The sequence below is a fragment of the Paraburkholderia sp. GAS334 genome, from assembly GCF_050436625.1.
Lineage (GTDB): Bacteria > Pseudomonadota > Gammaproteobacteria > Burkholderiales > Burkholderiaceae > Paraburkholderia.
This window is the reverse complement of sequence record NZ_JBNDMO010000058.1, coordinates 1-17,334: the sequence shown is the minus strand read 5'-3', so window position 1 is coordinate 17,334 and position 17,334 is coordinate 1. Positions and strand designations below refer to the sequence as shown.

Genomic DNA, 17,334 nt, shown 5'->3' with positions numbered 1-17,334 from the left:
CCATGACAGCGCAAGGCTTGTCATGAGCAACTGGAAAACCGCAACCGGCATCATGTAAAGAGGGCCGCTGCGTCATCTTTATGGCCGATGTACCTCAAAAGCTGACACTTAAGGCACCCTGATACGGTCGGCCGCTGTGGGTCGGTTACGGAAGTTCGACGTGGGACCGGGATCGGCCAGCGGACGAAACCGCTCGCGCGGTAATGGGGCTACGGCTCAACGTTAGTGGTCCGGGAGAGGAAGCCCACTCTGTTTTCATGTGAAGGGCGAGGCAATCCGCCTCGTCATTCAACGGGAGCAGAGTCATGACTCATACCCTCCAGGCTATCAGCCCGCTGCGCCAGCGCATGATCGACGACATGCGCATGCGCAAGCTCACACCCGGAACCCAGTCCGGTTATCTGCGCGTGGTCCGGCAGTTGGCGGCGTTCCTCGGGCGAGCGCCCGATACCGCCACCGTCGAGGACCTGCGACGCTACCAGCCGCATCTGGTCGATCACGGCGTGTCACCGACGTCGCTCAATGCGGCGATCACCGGACTGAAGTTCTTCTTCGAGATCACGCTCAACCAGCCCGGGCTGATGGCGCGGATGCAGCCGGTGCGCGTGCCCCGCACGCTCCCGGTCGTGCTCAGCCCGGACGAAGTGGGGCGTCTGATCGCTGCCGCCGGCAATCTCAAGCACCAGACCGCGCTGTCAGTCGCTTACGGTGCCGGCCTGCGTGCCAGTGAAGTGGTTGCGCTGAAGGTCGGCGACATCGACAGCCAGCGCATGACGCTGCGCATCGAGCAGGGCAAAGGCCGCCGCGCGATTCGCGATTCGCGATTCGAGCATGGCGTCTTTTCACCGGCAACACCCGGAATCCATCTGCGGCCATCTGGATGGCTAACGCCTTGTGCCAGCCTGAGTTCATTGGCGTCAAGTTGACAACGCCCGGGTGAGCTTTCCTTCGCATACGGCTCGTCGAGAAGCTCGACGTCAGCCGCAAGCTCCGTCCTGTCCTCGCGACGGCGAGTTTTTGTGGGGCAGCGGTGTGTTCGTACGTCACCGCGGGCGCTCGGAGGCGCTGCGCTCAGCCCTCTGCAAGAAATTGATGCACGAACGCTACCACCATTGCGCCCTCGCCTACTGCCGACGCGCAGCGTTTCACCGCACCATGGCGAACATCGCCTACCGCGAACAGACCGGGAATGTTGGTTTCCAGGTAATACGGGTCACGATCCAGGGGCCAGTTGGCTGGCCGTCGCCCACCACGAAGCAGGTCGGAACCGGTGACCAGATAGCCCTGCTCGTCACGCTCCACACCCATTTCCGGGGCCCAATCAGTGTATGGCAACCCCCCAATACAGACGAACAGCCAGTGAGTGTCGACCTTACGCTTCTTGCCAGTGTTGCAGTCAGTGAGAGTGATTCCGTGCAGTCGAGACTCGTCACCATCCAGTCCCGTCACTTCGGTCCGCGCGAGCACCTCGACATTGCGAGAGGCACGAATACGATCGACCAGGTATTGCGAGAGGGTCTCCTCCAACGAATCGCCACGGACGACAATACTGATGCGCCTAGCAAAGGGAGCAAAGTGCATGACCGCCTGTCCCGCTGAGTTTCCACCGCCAATCACGTACACATGCTCATGCTCGGTGAGCGCAGCCTCACTCGCGCCGGCGCCATAATACAAACCGGCGCCCAAAAACTTATCTTCATTCGGCATACCGAGTCGTCTGTATTCGACACCGGTTGCACAAACGATTGCGCGGGAGACAATCTTGGTGCCGTCGGCAAGGTAGCCCACTTGTTTCCCCGGCTGCTGTTCGCCACGGACCCCTTCGCGAGCCAGTAGAATCTCGACTCCGAAACGGCACGCCTGCTGCCGTGCTCGCTCGGCAAGGTCCGCACCGCCGATTCCTTCCGGAAATCCAAGATAGTTCTCAATCCTGGAACTGCTTCCGGCTTGTCCACCGATGGCGGATCGCTCGACCAAGACTGTCTTGAGTCCATCAGATGCGGCGTAGACGGCGGCGCTCAAACCAGCCGGACCCGCCCCATAGATGGCAACGTCATACACCGACCGCGACGGAGTAAGGAACCAGCCGAGCTTCTCAATGATCTGGAGAACGGTTGGGCACTCAAGGCGCGTACCATCCGTGAATACGCATATCGGCAGACGCGAATCGCGAAGGTGTTCCACACCTGCTTGCGAACGCGCCTGTTGGTCGGTCGTAAGTTGCAGCCATTCGAACGGCACATCGCTGCGATGCAAAAAATCGCGAATTGTGTACGCCACAGCGGAACCAACTGTGCCAATGATTCGCACGAGTGGAGGCGTCGTGCTTGCTGAGCGCTCGCCCATTGCCTCCTCCGGATTGGGAGTGTGTTGGTGAGCGAGTGTTCCACGCCAGCGTCACCACTGCCTGGTGAAGCGTCGCCCGCCGCAGACCATATTACTCCCGTTGCGATTCGCTTCGTTCCAGCCGATACAGTGCGAAATTCGAAGGAGAGCCGATGGCCCGCGACGCGCTGATCGCGTAAGGTCCACCCACCGTTACCACCGACGCCTGAAACCACGAATTTGGCTACAGGCTGTTCTACGGTTATGGCTACACCCTGACGCAACAGCGTTTGTTCCGGATGACATGGCGGAACGAAGTACGGTGGCGCGGTGGGGAGGCGCTCTACGAGAAATTCATGAACCGGTCAGGCGACTCGCGGTAGCTAATGGGCCGCTTGCTGCCTCACGAAACAGACTCGAGACGCCTGTTACCGGCCAGTCTGGATTCGCGGGCAGAACTGCTCTTTGACCTCGTCGTAGTGCAACTCGTCCCGCGCGCACCTATCGGCACACGCATTGGGATCACTCACGTCATGCAGTCCGCTTGTACGTCGCTGAACGAAACAGCGCCGCCTGGATGCCGCCATGGCCACGGCCGGTCGAGAGCGTTGTCGGCGCCGTCGCTCGCGTCAGGCCGGCATGCGATGCAGGGCGCAGAGCTTGTTGCCATCCGGATCGCGCAGATAGGCGAGATACAGCCCGCCAGCCTGGGCGCCACGCACGCCGGGTGGGTCCTCGACCGACTTGCCGCCATTGGCAACCCCGGTCGTGCCGGTGTCCGCGTCCACGCTCTGAGGCAACACGTTCTGCGCGTATCGCGTGCAGCAGATCGAGACCTGAGGCCGAGTTGTGGCTGCGGGTGGCAATCTGACGCATTCAAAGCAGGGCGGCAAAATCCTCGTCGTCGAACTGTCAGCGCGATAGACATAGCGCCGACACTGACCGTCGTCATCAAAACTTTCATCATGGCCGAGCGCGCCCAGTACAGCATCGTAGAACCGCTTTGCTTTTTCCAGGTCGTTGGTGCCGACCACTACATGACTGAACACTGCCTGCTTCTTCCCTGGTAAAAAAACCATGACTCACCCGATGCTGGCACCGACGCGCATCAACAGCCATGATGCGCAACGGCCCAGCGACGGGGGATGCGCGATCTAGTGACGTGCGTAGAGGTCGTCGCGCGGCATCACGGCAGCATGGCTCGCCGATTCGGAGTGGCCGGAGATGACACCGCCATACGCCTCCTGCGAGCCGGCAGCAACGTCGCGCCCGGCAGCGAGGGTTTGCGCGCTCAGACCGCGTTGCGATGCCGGTGCGCCAACCGAGGGCCTGTAGGAGGGGGCCGGACCATAGCCGCTGGCGAACGCGGGAGCGGCGGCGGAAGCTGAAAGTGCGACGAGCAGTGCAGCGACGAGTTTGGTCTTCATGATGGAATTTCGCTAAAAGAGGTTCAGTTAGAGGCGCGTGACTTGCCGGATCACGCCGTAATGATGGTCAGGGCGACGTCGATGTTTCCGTGCACAGCCTTCGAGTACGGGCAGATTTGATGAGCCGAGCGCGCGATTGCCTCGGCGACGTCCTGCGCCAGGCCCGGCATGCGGACGGTGAACTGGGCGCCGAGGAACCAGCCGGGACCGGTCTGGCCCACATCAACCTGGATACCCACGGAAAAGTCGGGCGGCAGCGTGGCCTTCTTCAGCGAGGCCGCGATCCCGAGTGCCGTGATGTAACAGGCGGACCAGGCGCCCGCGAACAGCTGTTCCGCGGTCGGGTGCGGCTCGGCGGCGATGAACTCGTGGTTTTCACCGCCGGGCGCGGACAGCTTGATGTCGACGACGCCGTGGTCGCCACGCTGGGCGCTGGGGTCGCGGTTGACCGTGGTGTGGGTGTTGCCCGAGAAGATGACTTTTTCGATCGTGGTCATGACGGATTCCTTGATGGATAACAGGTGTTGGGCGGTACTGACTGGTTTTCGTCCTGTCAGAACTCTCAATCACGTAACCTCGCGGCGACTGGGATTTAGACGGTGGACAGCTGTACTTTCGTCGCTCATGAGCGCTAAAACCCCATCCGAAAGTTGGGGGCATGACTAGGGAAAACCCTTGGCATCGAAATTGCCGACAAACGCTCACAATCAAAATGTGTCTTACAGCGATATCTGAAAGAATCGGCCGGCAGACAGAACGCGCAGTCAGCAAGAAGTTTCTTGGTGACAGGTTGCCACGCGTCGGCCCGCGCCCGAGCCTTGAATGAAAGAGACCGCTTCACTAACGACACCAATCGCCGCACAGGAGCATCAGCCCCACCGAATCCCGGTTTTGTCGGACGACATGGACGTCCCACCTCCGCTTTCAGCCCCTTCCGAAAACCCAATCAGGCGTGATTGGTCGAGAGGTCGCCTGGCGCCCCCAAGCTTCGGGTTCGAATGCGTTTCAACGCGCGCGAATTCTTTGCTACAAGGGGCCGACCAGCCTAAGTTAACTTGCGTTTGCGCACCCTCCGGTTACGGCAAGACGGTCTTGCTTAGCCGGGTTTATCGGCGTTTGCTTGCACATGGAAACCGCTGTCTCTGGATTTCCCTCGATGATCGCGACCGGGATGTGCTCTCTTTGCTCGCCTTGTTGCGGCGCACGATAGCGCGCGATATCGCTTTCGACAATGACGAGCTTGACGCCACCGCGCTTGCGGATTCAGGCGAGATGATGGACCTCGTGCTTGGACTCGTTCACAGGTTGCCCGGCAAGACAGTCCTTTTCGTCGACAACGTGGGGTCATGCGATGACTCAAGGTTACCTGTGCTGTTGGAACGCCTGGTGTTCGACAGCGGCCCCGATTTGCGACTGATAATCTCCAGCAACCGTGAAGTGCCGATTGACCTCGTGAGGGTCAAGCTTGAATTGAATGTTCTCGAACTAACCACAGAGCATCTTTCATTTGATCTCGCGGCAACGCGGCAATTGCTTCGATCGGCCGGCTTCGCGTCGCTTGACGCGGAAGCCTTAGGTCAGATCCAAACCCACACCGAAGGATGGCCTGCGGCAGTACGCCTGCTTCAAGTCTTGATGTCTGCTGAGCACGGCAGCGATCAGGCTCGTGCGCAAACGGGCCTGCCGTCCAATGTTTTGGAACGATTCGGGGGTGACCAGCAAGATATCGCGCGCGTGCTCACGCATCGGGTACTGGCTGGATTGGAGCCTGCCCGTGTGCAGTTTTTGATGGAGACGGCATTGGTGCAGGAGTTCAGTGCGGAACTCGCCAAACATGTGACCGGTTGCACTCAGGCGCATTCATGGCTCGACGAACTGTTGCGCCGAAATTTGCTAATTTTTCCGGTGGATCGCGGTCGCCGCTGGTTCCGCTTTCATACATTGCTGCGAGAGTACCTCGTGAACGAAGGCAAAGCGCGGCTGGACCCCGTTCGTCGCAAACTTGTCCTGCAGCGCGTTGCGCAATGGCATGCGAGTCGTGCCGATTACGTGCATGCGATCGTCAGCGCGCTCGACGCGCCAGATGTTGAGCTAGCGCAGGACATGATAGGCCGCGTGGCGCGAGAGGCGACGGCTGAATTTGGGCAGATGACACTCTTCGTTCAATGGGTGAACCGCCTGCTTGCCGCGGGCGGACACCTTCCTCTGGAGGCTCAAGGTTGGTATGTGTGGGCCTTGTGCCATACGATGCAATATGAACGCGCACGCGACGCGCTGGAAGTGTTTGATCAACGTTTGCGGCACGAGCCAGCCGGTGATCCCGATGAACGCGAATGCGGCGCTGATCTTTCCTTCCTAAGAAGCGTGCTGGGCGTATATCTCGACACACTTGACGTCGCGCGCGCTGAGGCGCTGAGCTGGCTTGGTGGGAAACATCCGAACGACCCATTGCGTGCGGGAACGGTCGCAGCAATAGCAGCGATGGCTGAGATCGACAGTGGTGACCTTACCGAAGCTCAACAGCATCTCGACTATGCTGAAGGCGCGATTTCGCGTTCCCAAAGTGCGTTCGTTCATGGCTGGGTGGCGATCCTGCGGTCAATGATTGAGCTTGCGCGAGCGCGGCCTGACGTGGCAGACCGACTTCTGACCGAGACGCGTTCGAGCGTGGCTGAAAGGATTGGATCGGACGCTGGCGTCGTTGCGACCATCGATTTCGTACACGCACGCGCCTTGGTCGATCTTGCCCGGTTTGCGGACGCCCGCGTGCCTGCCCGCCGGGGTCTAGCACGGGCGAATCACCACGGAGTCGTTGCCTCTGCGGAACTTGGTCTAGGGGCCTGTGTAAGCTTGTCGCATGACGTGCGCGACGATTTTAACTGCGATGCCACTCTTGATCGAATCGCTCGAAGCTATCCGCCGAGGGTTAGGATGCTGCTCTGCGCACAACGAGTCCGCCAACAATTACGCGAGGGGCGCATCCTGGAATCGTCTGATCTGGCGGAAACCTGCGGCCTGAGCCACAGCATGACGGGTGCCCCAGACGTCTCCATGCGTGAACGTGGCGACTGGCTGCTGGCCCGAGTCGAACTCATGATCAGCCGCGGAATGTGCGACCATGCTCTAGTCGAGATCGACGTGGCTTCAAAGGCCGCGCAGAAGCAAGGCCGTCAAAGCGACCGCATCGGACTCTTGCTAGCGGCGATGGATGCGCATACGAAGCTAGGACATTCAGCTAAGGCACTGCGAAGTTTATCGATGGCCGTTTTGCTGGCAACCCCAGGGCAGTTGATGCAACCTTTCTTAATATACGGAACCGTTTTGAACAAAATCTTGCGCACCGCAGGGCCACGCGAACTCGGATTTGTGCGTCCCCTGGAAATCAGCTTCCTTGAACGGATTCGGACGCTCGTCGGTATCGCAGAGGATGCCATTCACAAAGAACCCGTCGATGCGCCAGCCAAGACCAACCGCGAAGTGTTGTTACCTGCGCTAACGGCTCGAGAGACGCAGCTGCTGCACATGATAAATGACGGTCTGAGCAATCAACAGATTGCCGACCGATTGTGCTTGACGGTTCCGACCGTCAAGTGGCATCTGAACAACCTCTACAGCAAGATCAGCGTACGTAACCGATCAGCTGCGCTAGCCAAGGCTCGCGCCTTTGGTTTGTTCACATCCCAGTGACCGGAACAAACGCAGAAACCAGCCTCGACGCCGCTTCGCTTACCAGTGTTGAGGAGGAGCGTTCTGCATTTCCCGGTTTCCTCGGTTGGCAGAGAAGCCATCATCGGCGAAAGGGAATGTTTTCGATGTGGACCCATCTCGATCGCCCATTCGTCTCACCGTGATGCCTCTTGCCTCCTCCGCTGTTCCAACACGTCGAAGCTTCTGTGCCGGCAGACCGCATGACATCCTTCGCGTTCGCGGGTAGATTGCAGATACTTCGCTGAAGACGGGCCATTCCGGCATCGAAATTGCGCTCGCTGGCCACCCATGCGATGGCACTTGGTGCGTCCTCCCTGAAGAAGGACACCTTCCCCGAGAAGCGCTACACGCTGATCGTGGCACTGCTCAACTATGCGTGTGCGCCCGCGACGATCTCGCCGAGATGTTTGTGCGACGCGTAGGCGCTATCCACAAATGCGCAAGCGACGAACTGGACGTGATCCAGCGGAGGCAGCGGGATCAGGTTGAAGACCTCGTCGTCGTGCTTGAAGGCGTGGTCGACATCCTGTCGATCAATCCTACGACATGACCATTGCGAGACATGGACGTCCGATGAAACTTGGAAGCCGCCAGTCACCTCTTGAGAGCTCCAACGGCCGGAGAGGGCCGAGGCTGTGTGAAAACGCATGCCGAATGCGGCGCTCTGAAAAATCGACCCTTCAGATCGCGCCATATCGGCTTGGCAGCACCTCGGGAAGGGTAAAGCGACACCCGAAAACCGAGTAGTTTTGCGTTTTCACACGGGTGCGCCGGGAGACCGGCAAGGAGTAAGTGGTGCAAGTCCACTGCGATGAGGGAATAGCGAACCACATCGGCCCCGAGCCGTGCGCAGGCATCCGCGAGGATGTCGGCGAAGCGTCGGCAGGGGTACGTGCAGGCCAGCCTATAAGGACCTCCCCGATTTAGCAAGGTTGGTTTATCGGTGATCGAACAAGCTCCTTTGTCGTGGGTCGGGACTTGGATGGCAGAACGGCGGCGGGACAGACTGCATGCCTATAAACGGCCTTGCTGGGCGCGCTAGCGTTGCTGCGCCCGGGCCCGGATAGTAACCGCGCAGCGGGACTCCATTCATTGAGCGGCATTTGCGCTGAGCGCATCGCCTCGCTGGCCTTCGAGTTCGCCTGCTGCCGGTCTGACCTGTCGCTATCTTGCCTTGTTGGGTCCTCGAGGTGGGAGTGAATTTACCGTGGACATGACGTTTCGGGGTTCGGGGCTTACGCGCCCGCCGCCCCGCTATGACGGGCGGGCGCGTGGGATGGATCGAAACGTTCGCCCTTGGCGAGCACCGCCCACAGGATGCGGGCGTGCTTGTTGGCTACGGCAACGAGGGTTCGGTAGTATCCCACGCGAGCCTGCAACTGAACGATCCAGCGGGAGAGCCGGTCGTTGCGTCGGGGCGCGGTGAGGACCGCGGAGCGCGCGCCCTGAAACAGTAGCGTGCGCAGATAGTCGTTACCCTGTCTGGTGATGCGCCCGAGCCGCTGCTTTCCGCCGCTGCTGTTTTGCTTGGGCACGATGCCGAGCCACGCGGCCATTTGCCTGCCGTTTCTGAACTGTGTTGCGTCAACGATAGTGGCCACGGCGGCCGATGCCGTGAGCAGCCCGACCCCGCACAGCTCCATGCAACGCTGGGCCTGCGAGTCGTGGTTGGCGTGGTCGCCGATCTGTCGATCCAGCCACACAATCTCGTCGTCCAGCGCCTGGCATTGGGCCCAGCCACGCATGAGAGCTTGACGGGCCGGACCGTTGAGTTCGTTTCCGCCGTCCTCAATGTGCTCAACGAGGTGTTTGCGCAACTGGTGGATGCCTTGAGGCAGGAAGACGCCGAACTCGCCTAGCAGCCCTCGCAACCGGTTCACGAGTGCGGTACGCTCCTCGACGAATCCGGTGCGCATGCGGTGTAGCACGAGCACGCTCTGCTGAGCCGGTGACTTTACCGGCACGAAGCGCATATTAGGGCGGCCGGCGGCCTCACAGACAGCTTCGGCATCCTGCACATCGTTCTTCACCTGGGCGCCGCCTTTGCGGTATGGCGCGACAAATTGCGGTGGAATGAGCCGTACCTGATGTCCGAGTGCGCGCAGTCTGCGGGCCCAGTAATGCGCGGCGCTGCACGCTTCCATGGCGACGAGGCAAGGTTGCAGATTGGCGAACCAGTTGAGGAAGTGCACGCGGCGAACGGCTTTGCGGACCACGACGTGCTCCGTGCCGTCGACTGCATGAATTTGCATGACGTTCTTCGCCAGATCGACGCCGACACGAATAATCCTTTCCATGACTTCCTCCTTCCCGGAAGGTTGTGTAGCACCAGCCATGATGGCACCGAACGGTTCCCATGCTGGGATCGGGGAGGTCCTTACTAATTCATTGAGCCACGATAGAAAACTGATTCCGGGTGCCGACGCTGTCTGTGTAGCGGAAGGCAAAACGTCTGAGCGCGCAATCGCGAGCGCCCGGATGACCCGGCGTGGTCGTAGAACCTGGCATGTGCGCACGCTCCTTGTCCGGGAACCGGGAGATCTCCAGTCTGGCCTGTCCCAGGATGGACAGGCCCGCATCGGGAAGGCGAGGAGCCGTAGCCGATGATGAACGGACGGGAGAAGTCAGACTCCGCCATAGTAGCGATGAAGCCTGCGAACAAGGCTGGGGAACCAGCTGCGGAGTGGGTGGAGCCAAGGGCGGGGACCAAGGGGAACACGGGTCAGCCACACACGCACCGGGCGCAGAACCGGGCAAGCGTGCCACAGGGGCTGGAACGTGTACGGCAAGCTGCAAGACAGCGGAAGAAGGAGCGGTTCACCGCGCTTCTACACCACGTCACGGTCGACCGACTTCGGATGGCATTCTTTGCGCTCAAGCGCAATGCGGCTCCCGGAGTGGATGGCCTGACGTGGCGGTACTACGAGGCAGGACTGGAAGAGAATCTCCAGCGCCTGTTCGCGCAGGTACAGAGCGGAGCGTACCGGGCACTGCCGGTTCGGCGACAGTACATACCGAAGTCGGACGGCAAACAGCGCCCGCTAGGGATTGCCGCGCTGGAAGACAAGATCGTCCAGCGTGCGGTGGTGGAAGTGCTGAACGCGATATACGAGGAAGACTTTCTTGGTTTCTCGTACGGGTTTCGGCCCGGGCGTAGTCAACATGATGCGCTGGATGCGTTGGCGACGGCCATCACCCACACCCCGGTGAACTGGATTCTGGACGCGGATCTTCGGAGCTTCTTCGACTCGGTTAGCCAGAGTTGGCTAGTCCGTTTCATTGAGCACCGGATCGGCGACCAGCGCATCATCCGCCTTGTGCGCAAGTGGCTCAGGGCGGGTGTTCTGGAAGACGGAGAGCTGAGCGTCAGTGAGACCGGTACACCACAGGGATCAGTGGCTTCACCGCTGTTCGCGAACGTGTACCTGCACTACGTCTCCGATCTCTGGGCCAACCGGTGGCGACGGCGGGAAGCAAGAGGCAACGTGATCATCCTGCGGTATGCGGATGATATCGTTGTCGGCTTCGAGCACGAAGCCGACGCGCGGCGCTTCTGGGACGCGATGCGATCGAGGCTGGAAGAGTTCTCGCTTGAGCTACATCCGGACAAGACGAGGCTGCTGGAGTTCGGCCGCTATGCAGCGGTCAACCGCCAGAGCCGGGGTCTTGGCCGACCGGAGACCTTCACCTTTCTGGGTTTCATCTTTATCTGCGGCAGGTCTCGTCGCGGGGCTTTCCAGTTACAGCGGAAGACCCGAGGGGATCGCATGCGGGCGAGACTCAGGCAGATCAAGGAGGCGCTACGGAAGCGCATGCACGAACCGATTCCAGTGCAAGGGCAATGGCTCAGGCAGGTGGTTCGCGGATACTTCGCGTATCACGCTGTGCCTACCAACTCGCGGGCACTCGTCGCATTCCGACATCACGTCACCGATCTAGGGCGGCGCACGCTCCGGCGGCGCAGTCAGAAGGACGCCATGACGTGGGAGCGAATGAGACGAATCGCCAATGCCTGGCTTCCGCCCCCTCGAATCCTTCATCCGTGGCCTGATCGGCGCTTCGCCGTCAAACACGCGAGGTAGGAGCCCGGTGCCCGAATTGGGCACGCCGGGATCTGTGGGGGGGGTGCTCAGTAATGGGCATCCCTACCGCAATCCTCGACCAGTTGCGGCCATTCGTCACCACGTTGAGCATGCATTTTGATGGTCTGCCACGGCCTTCGAACCGGCCGTTCTTGCGCCTCTGCGCTGTCCATGCCCGGCATCGAGATTTTCAGTTCGACTTCGATGCCGAAGCCATTGGGGATCTGTCCGATCCCGAAGGTGCCGTCGATGGCGACTTCCTTCGGCAACGCGATCTTTTCGCGCGCGCTGACGTACTTCAGCGCGCCGATGAAGCACGCGCTCTATCCCGCGGCGAATAGTTGTTCGGGGTTCGTGCCGTCGCCGCCTCCACCGCCGAGTTCCCTCGGCAGGGTCAGCTTGGGATCAAGGTTGCTCTCGGGAACCGTCGCACGTTCGTCGCGCCCGCCGGTCACGTGTGCATGAGCATACCCAAAGCCAGAGTCGCCGGCGTACACGGGGCGGATTCCAGCTTTATGTAATAGCGGTCCTTCCCCCTACTCACTATGATGGGGGCAACGTAGGAGTCTGAAGCAAACCCCAGCTCGGTGGGCGTTCAATGCTCCAGCCTGTTGGCACGCCGTTGCCCGCGCATTGCGCGGCCGACACACGGCGGGACCGTTCGTGCCGATGCATACGGGCAGCCGGACAATGGCATCGTCGCGCGCTGAAATGCGCGGCGCTCACGTTCGATCAAGCCGAACGCAGGCGCAGTGCAGGTAACGGCCCCCGGGCGTGACGACCAAAGCTGCTCGTATCCATCCCTAGAGCGTTTTCTCTCCCTATCACCTCGCGTTTCGGAGACGTACATGAGCAAGAAAGTTGCAGAAATCATCGTCGAAGTTCTCGAACAAGCGGGCGTAAAGCGCTGCTACGGGATCGTGGGCGACACGCTGAATCTCATCGCTCACCACCTTAACGAGAGCGACATCGAGTGGGTCCATGTACGCCATGAGGAGGCGGGAGCGTTTGCCGCCGAAGGCGAAGCCATGTTGACCGGCAACCTGACGGCCGTTGCCGGAAGTTGCGGGCCTGGCAGCCTTCACTTCATTAACGGTCTGGTGGACGCCAACCGTAATCGGGCTCCGGTTATCCTGATCGCAACCCAGGTGGCGAGCGAGGAAATCGGCTTTAACTTTCCGCAAGAGGTCGACTTCAAGGCGATCTACGGATCGTGCAGCGTGTTCTGCGACATGATCATTACGCCGGAGCAGGCACGACGTAAAACGGTGATTGCCTGCCAGACCGCCATTGCAAAGGGTGGCGTGGCCGTGCTGATCGTTCCGGTTGACATTGCCCATGCCAATGCGAGCGATGACGTCCCGTATTCGGTCCACACAAATGTGCCCATTGTCCGGCCGAGTGACACAGACCTCGACCGTGTCGCCGAAATCCTCAATTCAGGCGACAAGATTGCGATCTATGGGGGCTCGGGATGTCGTGGCGCCCACGCCGAGATCCTTGCAGTAGCCGAGTGCCTCAAGGCGCCCATTGCACACACGTCCCGCGCAAAGGACGTGCTTGAGCACGACAACCCGTACAACGTCGGCATGACCGGCATTATCGGCGGCGAAGCGGGCTATCTGGCGGTATCCGAATGCGAGACCTTGTTGATGCTTGGCGCCGACTTTGCCTGGCGGCAGTTCTACCCGGAGAAGGCCAAGATCGTTCAGATCGACATGGCACCCGACCATCTCGGCCGCCGGCATCCGGTCACGCTAGGGCTGGTGGGAGATATCAAGGCCACGATGGAGGCGTTGCTGCCGCGCCTTAAACCGCGCACGTCTACCGAGTTCCGCGACAAGCTCGTCCAACGGCATGCCGCTGCGCTGGAATCCCACCTGTCCAAGGCGGTTGCGTCGGACCGCGGGACAATTCCTCCCATCTACCTGACCGAGCTCATCAACCGGCACGCAGCGAGCGATGCACTCTTCTGCGCCGACGATGGGACACCTACTGTCTGGCTTTATCGGCACATCGAGACGAACGGAAAACGCCGCGTGTTTTCGAGTCTGCTCCACGGCACGATGGCGGCGGCCCTACCAATGTCATTGGGGCTGCAGAAGTGCCAGCCTGGACGTCAGGTGATCGCCATGTCCGGCGATGGTGGTCTAGCCATGCTGTTCGGTGAGCTCATGACGGTCGTGCAGGAGAAGCTGCCGATCAAGGTGGTGGTGTTCGACAACGGCAAGCTTGGATTTATCGACATCGAGCAGAAGTCCGAAGGCATGCTCCCACTCTATACGGGCCTGCAAAACCCGGACTTCGGTAAGGTCGCCGAGGTGATCGGATTATGGGGGCGCACGGTGTCGAAATCCGATGAGCTCGAAGATGCAGTCATCGCATGGTTGAATGAGCCCGGCCCCGCACTTCTGAACGTCAAGGTCGATACGATGACGCTCGTGATGCCGCCGAAGATCGAATGGGGCTCTGCGTACGGAATGGTCCTGTATTCAGCGAAAGCCATGTTGCAGGGGCAGTCCGCCGATGTGTTCGCCATGATCCGCGAAAATTTATAGGACTTGCCGGGTAAGCGGGGCGGCAGGAAGCGCGCCGTAATCGGCAAGCGCGAGCCCGAAACGACGCAGCGCCTGGACCCTGTGGAGTCGGGCCACATCCTGGCGGTCGTACAGTCTTGTCGGCGCGCGCCGAAGGCGTGAGCAAGCCGATTGCGTCGCAGTAGTGCAGCGTGCGGACCGTGAGTCCGCTGCGTCTTGCCAGCTCTCTCACTTTCAACAACATGCAAGCCTCCGTTTAGTGCGCACAATGGAGACTAAAACCTTACGTTAGAGTCAACGGGAATCGCGTGTTCACGCCGAGAACGTTGCCGTCGAGCAGTGCGATCAGGTGGCGCGATGTCGCGAAGACCGGCAGCCGGCTGATGGCAATGGAGGCGGGCGAGCAAAAGCGGGTGTCAAAGACGATAAAAGGGGCCGTGTCGATCCGTTGGCGGAACCGCCCCCGGACGCCCCGCGCAATCCATCAGGCACCTGGTATGCCTGCGTCGCCGCGTGGGCAGCGAAACGCCGCGCGAACCGTGCCGTCACCGCTCCGGCGGTCTGATGGGCCCTTCTCAGAATCGAGGTTTGCAATGAAGCACTTCTGCCGAAGCACCATTGTCCGTTCCGCGTTCGTCGCATCGCTGGCCATTGCGGCCGGCATCGCGTCGCTGTGCGCGCCTGAGCACGCGCGGTCCGCTCAAATCAACGACCAGACCGACCCGCAGACACTCATCCGAACCGTCACGCAGCAAATCTTGGACGAGGTGCGCCAGCAGGCCCTCACGCCGGACGACATCCCGCGCATCATGAATATCGTGAACCGGGACATCCTTCCATTCGTCGACTTTCGTCGCACCACGCAGTACGCGGTGGGCCGCTTCTGGCGCACCTCCACACCCGAGCAACAGGACCAGGTGGTCGAGCAGTTCAAGCAGTTGCTTATCCACACGTATTCCGGCGCGCTCACGATGGTCAACACGGATCAGAAATTCGAGTACCCGCCTTCGCCCGCCGAGTCGAGCGACACCGACGCGGTAGTGCGCACGATCGCGTCAGGCAAAAACGGCCAAGTGCAGATCGACTACCGGCTGTACAAATCACCTCAGGGTTGGCGCGTCTATGACATGAACGTGCTCGGCGCGTGGCTGATCCAGACCTACCGTACGCAATTCAGCGACAAGATCCAGCAAAGCGGCGTCGACGGGCTGATCCAGTTTCTCACCGACCGCAACAAGCAACTTGCGTCGTCGTCCGCGTGATCCCGATTTCAAGGGGTGACGTGGGTACCATCACGTAGCCGCACTGGACGCTTAGCAGATCACGGCGCTCAAGCAGAAGGGCCAATGGCCGCTGTGCACCCCATTGCCGCCCTTACCTGGATGACGGATCGACGGACCGCTACGGGTCGCGTGCAGCCGATTGCCTGGTTCGGCCTACGGCGAAACGACGGCAGCATCGAGAATCGAGTGAAAGCGAGACCGTCACTGTGACGTTGCTTGGCCGCAACTCGCTCCGGCACGTGTCGTGACAGTTACATTGGACTCAGTGTCGGAGGATGTTCTAGGTGAGGAGGGCGCACTGGCCGTCGTCTGTCGGCTTAGCGCGCGGCGGCTTCGGTGTGGCTTCCGCGAACATCTCGTCGGCGGGATACAGCTTGAGATAAGACCGCGCTTCCTCAGTGCTCTGGCTCCCAAGCCACCCTTGATAGTCCTCCGGCCGAATGATGACGACCTACCGCTTCTCGTCTCCGGGTCGATGGAACCGCTTCATCAGAGGGTGGCCGTCAGCGTTCAGGGTGAGCATCGTGAATGAAAGAGAGACGCCATCCGGATCCTCCCATGCGCGCCACAGACCCGCGATCGCGAAGGGCCGGTGCGACGCCATTTCGATTCTCCATCGAACAGGTTTTACCGTTTCGTAGCTCGGCTCGAATATGCTTTCGCACGGAATCAGACACAGCTGCTGTCGCTTCCATGCGCCGCTATAGCTGCGCTTCTCCTCGACGGTCTCGGTCCGTGCGTTCATCGTTTCGAACACCTTCACGCCAGGCGGAATGCGCCTGCGTGGCACCATCGCGAACGTTGCACCATCTGTGCTCGGCTCGCCTGCGGTTAAGCGCAGGATAGGAGCGAGGTAGTCCTTGTATGTCTCCGCGGGATACTCGAATCGAGGCTCCGGGAATTCTGTGAATCTCGCGAATTGGTCGCTGCGCGTCGGCCGGTAGTTGGTGCACATGGCGGTCTCGGGTTGTTCTGGCTATTTTATGGGAACCCAGGCGCTCGTTGCACGCGAACGCGCCTGAGCTCGTTCTCCGTCCAGCGACGCTCCCGGGCAGAAGCAACTGCACGGTAGGCTCACGCGCCAGCGGCAGCCGGCTGCGTCCACGGTTCGCTTCAGTCAGCGGCTTCCAAGGGGGGCGCATCGAGCACCCAATGCGCCAGCGCGGGACGGTGCGTGAAGCGGGGCGCGCGAAACCAGTCATCCACATTAGCCTGCACCTGGCCGACAAACCACGCGTCGACGGCAAACGGGGTATCTAGTCCGTCCGGCTCATCGGCGGACAGGAATACGCCCCGCAGGGAGCCCTGATCGAGATAGACGACGGCGCCATCGGTGACGTCAGCGGTCGTGCAGGGAGGCTGGTCGCGCAGCAGCATGCGCAGATCGGAGAGCGTTTGCGCGACGGTGTGCTCGGGCTGTTCCATGTGCTTTCTCGCTGGGCGCGACTCGGATTCAGCATAGGCCGGGCCCGGTCACGTTGCGCGGATTTTCCCGATCATTTCCCGGGCGCCGCATCCGGGTCAGTCGGGTTGTTGAAGGCCGGATTGTCGTTGCCGGTGCGGTTCACCTCGGGCGTCACCTTATGCCAGTGAAAATCGTCGGAGGACTTGCCGGCGTTGTTGGCCACGTGCAGTGCCTCCTCGAGCGTGGTCGCCGGGTCTAGCCAGACCTTGGCTTCTTCCAGCTTGACATCCTCCCCTCCCTGAAGGCCTCTGGATTACCCACAAGTTGAATGATCATGCTATTCGTTTTGCCTGAAGAGCTGATACATCTTCGTGATCTCGTGCAATATGAGGAACCCTCGCCAGATGACAGTCGGGCCCGGTGGTCGGTCATGCTTGCGATTCAGGTAGCCCCCGAGCATGGCGATCCACATCACCGCTTGCTGCAAGGGTGGGGTCTTCTTCGGCGGGTGCCTGGTATGGTGCGTATGGCAATACAGCGCCTGCCATTCGACGGGTTGCAGCAATA

Annotated in this window: 13 protein-coding genes and 4 pseudogenes; 6 read left to right on the top strand and 11 right to left on the bottom strand. The window is 60.7% G+C overall.

Features of this window, described 5'->3' with window-relative positions; translation table 11 throughout:
- Positions 1-305: 305 nt before the first annotated feature.
- A pseudogene (locus P3T21_RS37200) lies at positions 306-806 on the top strand (tyrosine-type recombinase/integrase); the annotation flags it as partial.
- 265 nt (positions 807-1,071) lie between these two features.
- On the opposite strand, the gene P3T21_RS37195 reads toward P3T21_RS37200, so the two are convergent.
- The 4 genes from P3T21_RS37195 to P3T21_RS37180 form a co-directional block, all read right to left on the bottom strand.
- Positions 1,072-2,346, bottom strand: a complete 1,275-nt coding sequence (locus tag P3T21_RS37195) for an NAD(P)/FAD-dependent oxidoreductase (protein ID WP_429260849.1) — start codon at positions 2,344-2,346, stop codon at positions 1,072-1,074.
- Positions 2,347-2,954: 608 nt separating this feature from the next.
- Positions 2,955-3,374, bottom strand: a complete 420-nt coding sequence (locus P3T21_RS37190) for a VOC family protein (protein ID WP_429260848.1) — start codon at positions 3,372-3,374, stop codon at positions 2,955-2,957.
- Positions 3,375-3,479: 105 nt separating this feature from the next.
- On the bottom strand, positions 3,480-3,752 hold the full coding sequence (locus tag P3T21_RS37185; protein WP_429260847.1) for a hypothetical protein: 273 nt from the start codon (positions 3,750-3,752) through the stop codon (positions 3,480-3,482).
- Positions 3,753-3,802: 50 nt separating this feature from the next.
- Positions 3,803-4,249 carry an Ohr family peroxiredoxin gene (locus P3T21_RS37180; protein WP_429260846.1) on the bottom strand — a complete coding sequence of 149 codons (447 nt, stop codon included), beginning with the start codon at positions 4,247-4,249 and terminating at the stop codon, positions 3,803-3,805.
- A 595-nt stretch (positions 4,250-4,844) separates the two neighbouring features.
- Here P3T21_RS37180 and P3T21_RS37175 point away from each other — a divergent pair.
- Positions 4,845-7,439 (top strand): LuxR C-terminal-related transcriptional regulator, encoded by a 2,595-nt coding sequence (locus P3T21_RS37175; protein WP_429260845.1) that lies wholly within the window; start codon positions 4,845-4,847, stop codon positions 7,437-7,439.
- Between the two features lie 275 nt (positions 7,440-7,714).
- Positions 7,715-7,992, top strand: a pseudogene (locus P3T21_RS37170) (hypothetical protein); the annotation flags it as partial.
- Positions 7,993-8,695: 703 nt separating this feature from the next.
- On the opposite strand, the gene P3T21_RS37165 reads toward P3T21_RS37170, so the two are convergent.
- Positions 8,696-9,757 carry an IS110 family transposase gene (locus P3T21_RS37165; protein WP_429260844.1) on the bottom strand — a complete coding sequence of 354 codons (1,062 nt, stop codon included), beginning with the start codon at positions 9,755-9,757 and terminating at the stop codon, positions 8,696-8,698.
- Between the two features lie 306 nt (positions 9,758-10,063).
- Between P3T21_RS37165 and ltrA the strand changes: the two genes are divergently transcribed.
- Complete coding sequence (gene ltrA, locus P3T21_RS37160; RefSeq protein ID WP_429260843.1) at positions 10,064-11,542, top strand: group II intron reverse transcriptase/maturase; 1,479 nt, start codon at positions 10,064-10,066, stop codon at positions 11,540-11,542.
- Positions 11,543-11,589: 47 nt separating this feature from the next.
- Here ltrA and P3T21_RS37155 read toward each other — a convergent pair.
- Positions 11,590-12,039 (bottom strand): annotated as a pseudogene (locus P3T21_RS37155) (Ohr family peroxiredoxin).
- Positions 12,040-12,390: 351 nt separating this feature from the next.
- Between P3T21_RS37155 and P3T21_RS37150 the strand changes: the two are divergent.
- Complete coding sequence (locus tag P3T21_RS37150; protein ID WP_429260842.1) at positions 12,391-14,100, top strand: thiamine pyrophosphate-dependent enzyme; 1,710 nt, start codon at positions 12,391-12,393, stop codon at positions 14,098-14,100.
- Between the two features lie 9 nt (positions 14,101-14,109).
- Here the strand turns inward: P3T21_RS37150 and P3T21_RS37145 are convergent.
- Positions 14,110-14,323, bottom strand: a pseudogene (locus P3T21_RS37145) (MerR family transcriptional regulator); the annotation flags it as partial.
- 349 nt (positions 14,324-14,672) lie between these two features.
- On the opposite strand from P3T21_RS37145, the gene P3T21_RS37140 reads away from it, so the two are divergent.
- Positions 14,673-15,341 (top strand): MlaC/ttg2D family ABC transporter substrate-binding protein, encoded by a 669-nt coding sequence (locus P3T21_RS37140; protein ID WP_429260850.1) that lies wholly within the window; start codon positions 14,673-14,675, stop codon positions 15,339-15,341.
- A 472-nt stretch (positions 15,342-15,813) separates the two neighbouring features.
- Here the strand turns inward: P3T21_RS37140 and P3T21_RS37135 are convergent, their stop codons facing one another.
- The 4 genes from P3T21_RS37135 to P3T21_RS37120 all read right to left on the bottom strand — a co-directional run.
- Positions 15,814-16,317, bottom strand: a complete 504-nt coding sequence (locus P3T21_RS37135) for an SOS response-associated peptidase family protein (protein ID WP_429260841.1) — start codon at positions 16,315-16,317, stop codon at positions 15,814-15,816.
- A 158-nt stretch (positions 16,318-16,475) separates the two neighbouring features.
- Entirely contained in the window at positions 16,476-16,787 is a 312-nt protein-coding gene (locus P3T21_RS37130; protein WP_429260840.1) for a hypothetical protein, read from the bottom strand.
- A gap of 71 nt (positions 16,788-16,858) precedes the next feature.
- Complete coding sequence (locus P3T21_RS37125; RefSeq protein WP_429260839.1) at positions 16,859-16,990, bottom strand: hypothetical protein; 132 nt, start codon at positions 16,988-16,990, stop codon at positions 16,859-16,861.
- Between the two features lie 114 nt (positions 16,991-17,104).
- Positions 17,105-17,334: IS4 family transposase (locus P3T21_RS37120; protein ID WP_429260838.1), on the bottom strand; the 230-nt coding region annotated here is incomplete at its 5' end.